At 67.1% G+C, this 2,960-nt stretch carries 3 protein-coding genes and 1 pseudogene; 2 read left to right on the top strand and 2 right to left on the bottom strand.

The genetic code is table 11. The features are described from left to right. A pseudogene (locus BRAS3809_RS23030) lies at window positions 1-312 on the top strand (dihydropyrimidinase); the annotation flags it as partial. A 71-nt stretch (window positions 313-383) separates the two neighbouring features. Beyond that, window positions 384-653: a hypothetical protein gene (locus tag BRAS3809_RS23025; RefSeq protein ID WP_008964441.1), complete on the top strand. Its 270-nt coding sequence runs from the start codon at window positions 384-386 to the stop codon at window positions 651-653. 41 nt (window positions 654-694) lie between these two features. Here BRAS3809_RS23025 and galE read toward each other — a convergent pair whose 3' ends face one another. Together galE and BRAS3809_RS23015 are read right to left on the bottom strand one after the other, a co-directional pair. After that, complete coding sequence (galE, locus tag BRAS3809_RS23020; RefSeq protein WP_008964440.1) at window positions 695-1,690, bottom strand: UDP-glucose 4-epimerase GalE; 996 nt, start codon at window positions 1,688-1,690, stop codon at window positions 695-697. 620 nt (window positions 1,691-2,310) lie between these two features. Beyond that, the coding region (locus BRAS3809_RS23015; RefSeq protein WP_035657806.1) for an MlrC C-terminal domain-containing protein at window positions 2,311-2,960 on the bottom strand (650 nt) is incomplete at its 5' end.

Below are 2,960 nucleotides of genomic sequence, written 5' to 3'. Positions count from 1 at the left end.
AAGGGCGCTGTCATGGCCGGCTCCGACGCCGACCTCGTGGTGTGGGATCCGGCCGCGCACAAGACCATCACCGCCAGCCGTCAGGTCAGCCGGATCGACTACAACGTCTTCGAAGGCTTCGCCTGCACCGGCGGTCCGGCGGCGACGGTGTCGCGCGGCCGCATCGCCTGGCGCAATGGCGAGCTGCGCGCGGAAGCCGGCGACGGCCGCTACGTCGAGCGGCCGGCGTTTCCGCCGGTGCACGTCGCCAATTCCACCTGGAAGGAGATCACCGCGCCGCGCGGCGTCGCGCGCGAGATGGTCACGCCTTAGCGCGGCGCCGAAACGCCCGCGACGCGGCGGCATTTACCGGGCGGAAACCGTTGCTGTCGTTGAATGCGAGCATGGCACAGTTGCGCATGGAAGTTCGCGATTCGGCCGGCACCATCCTGCCGGGCTATGGCGACGCATTCTTCGACCTCAGGCTGCCCGGCGATCATTGCCGCGTGGCGCAGAACCTGCTCCGGATGATTCGCGGCGACGACGTCCGCTCGCCGGTTCACAGCATTCACTTCTTCCGCGACGGCGCCGAGATCGGCAGCTGGTCGGTCGAGGATGAGCGCATGGAAAGCCTGATCGACGCGTTCGCGCATACGCCGCCGGCGGCCGCGTAACGCGCACGCTCTTTCTAAAAGACGGCCGGAACGGCTCGGTGTCAGACGATGCGCGGATGCGCCTTCTGGTGCCAGGCCCAGGCGGAGCGGATGACGTGGCCGAGATCGGAGCGGCGCGCCTTGAAGCCGAGCTCCTGCGCGGCGCGGCTCGGGTCAGCCACGAGAATCGGCGGATCGCCGGCGCGACGCTCGCGATAGACCAGCGGCACCTGCTCGCCGGTCTCCTGGCGGATCGCATCGACGATCTCGCGTACCGAGTAGCCGCTGCCGGTCCCGAGATTATAGGCGCCCCCGGAATGGCCCTCCAACAGCCGGCCGATCGCCGCGATATGAGCCGTGGCCAAATCGTCGACATGGATGTAGTCGCGCACGGCCGTGCCGTCCGGCGTCTCGTAATCGGTGCCGAAGATCGCGAAGTCGGGCACGTGGCCGAGGATCGCCATCAGCGCGCGCGGGATCAGATGCGTTTCGGGATCGCGCAGCTCGCCGATCGCGCCTGAGGCGTCGGCGCCACAGGCGTTGAAGTAGCGCAGCGCTGTGGCGGAGAAGCCGTAGGCGGCGCGATAATCGGCCAGGATCTGCTCGATCATGAATTTGGAGCGGCCGTAGGGGTTGACGGTCGGCCCCGCAGCGCTTTCCGGGATCGGCTCGCGCCCAGCATTGCCGTAGACCGCGCCGGTCGAGGAGAACACCAGCCGCGTGCAGCCGGCCTCGCGCATGCCCTGCAGCAGGCCGAGCGTGCCGGCCACGTTGTTGAGATAATATTTCTGCGGATCGGCGACGGACTCGCCGACGGCGCTCCACGCCGCGAAATGCATCACCGCCTTGACGTCGTAGCGCCGGATCGTGCTCGCGACCTTGATGCTGTCGGCGATGTCGCCGACCACCAGCGGCCCCCATTGCACGAAGCTGCGGTGGCCCGTTGCCAGATTGTCATAGACGATCGGCGTGAACCCGGCCTCCGCGACCGCCTTGCTGCAATGAGCGCCGATGTAACCGGCGCCGCCGGCAATGAGGATCGCGCCTCTCGTACTCATCAGTCGTTATGCCCTTGGATCTGCAATTGATGGATGAAGCGGCGCTTCAAATGCAGGGCACCATAAGCGAGCGTTGCAGCCGGAGCAAATGCAACTGCCGACGGCTGCGATTAACCGTTTCCGCCGTCATGGGCCAGACAGACCAACGATCCGACGCTGGATGTAGCGTATGCTGGCGCAGGACGACGAGATCTGGCCGTGAACAGGTGACGTACCGGCCATCGCCAGCGATTCGGACGCGGTTCGTTCCAGCCGCGTTCCGAACCTTAACGGGAGCGTGCGCGACGTCGCGTTCTGGGACATTGCGCGCAGACGGTTGGCGCGCAGTGCCCTGTGCACCGTGGACGCGGGCCATTCAGTACAGCGTCGACCGTGAGCTCGCCGCCGCTGGCCGGGCGCACGCCGAGGCGAGCGTCTCCGACGGCCCTTAACCTTTCCGGCGGACAACGAGCCGCGCGAGGCGGGCATCTCCGCTGCATGTTGCGCTGTTTCCCAGAGCGCCACGACATCTAGCCGTGAACGGATGTCAAACCGTGAGCCGCGGCTGATTCGGACGCGGTTCGTTCCAGCCGCGTTCCGAACGTTAACGGCAACGCGCCACGCCGTCGCATTATGACACATCATGCGCGCGAGGATTGCGGCAGCTCATCGAGCGGCCATTTCGGACGCTTGATCTTCGTGTAGGGGAGTGTCGTCACGTCGCGCGCGACCACGCCGGGCGCATCGACCATGATGATGTCGGCGGCGAGCGGCGCAAACGATGCACGGAAATGCTGCGCGGATTTCACCACGACGAGCTTGCGTGTCGAAGGATCGCAGCCGAGCTGGGTGAAGACGTCTTTCCCGAACGCCTGGCAGCGGAACGTCGTGATGACGACCTCGACACCGGCCGTCGCGATCAGCGCGCAATCGCCGAGCTTGGCCGGCGTGCCGGCCAACCCGGTCATCACCATGTTCTCCTTCAGCGCCTTGATCTCCCAGGTCGCGTCGACCGGATCGCCCGACAGCGGGCCGATCTTGCCGCCGATGCGCAGCGGCAGTTTCGCGCCGACGCCGGCATCGAACGCGATGCGCACCGCAATCGGGTCCCACAGCGGGCCGAGGCAGGCATTGCCGATGCCGCGCTCGAGCAGCCGGCGCAGGATGAAGGTGGAATCGCCGGGCGCGCCGCCGCCGGGATTGTCGCTGGCATCGCCGAGCACGATGGTGCCGTCCTTGGCGAGCGCCTGGTCGAGCGCGGCATCGACGCCGGGCATCCGCTCGGTCACCG

Origin of the sequence: Bradyrhizobium sp. STM 3809 (genome assembly GCF_000239795.1) — a bacterium.
Classification (GTDB): domain Bacteria; phylum Pseudomonadota; class Alphaproteobacteria; order Rhizobiales; family Xanthobacteraceae; genus Bradyrhizobium.
The sequence above is the reverse complement of the archived record's forward strand: the minus strand, read 5'-3'. Positions and strand labels throughout refer to the sequence as shown.

Excerpts from the sequence above, each read along its gene's own strand:
- BRAS3809_RS23025 (WP_008964441.1), top strand. The coding sequence starts at position 384 with ATGGCACAGTTGCGCATGGAAGTTCGCGATTCGGCCGGCACCATCCTG.
- galE (WP_008964440.1), bottom strand. The coding sequence starts at position 1,690 with ATGAGTACGAGAGGCGCGATCCTCATTGCCGGCGGCGCCGGTTACATC.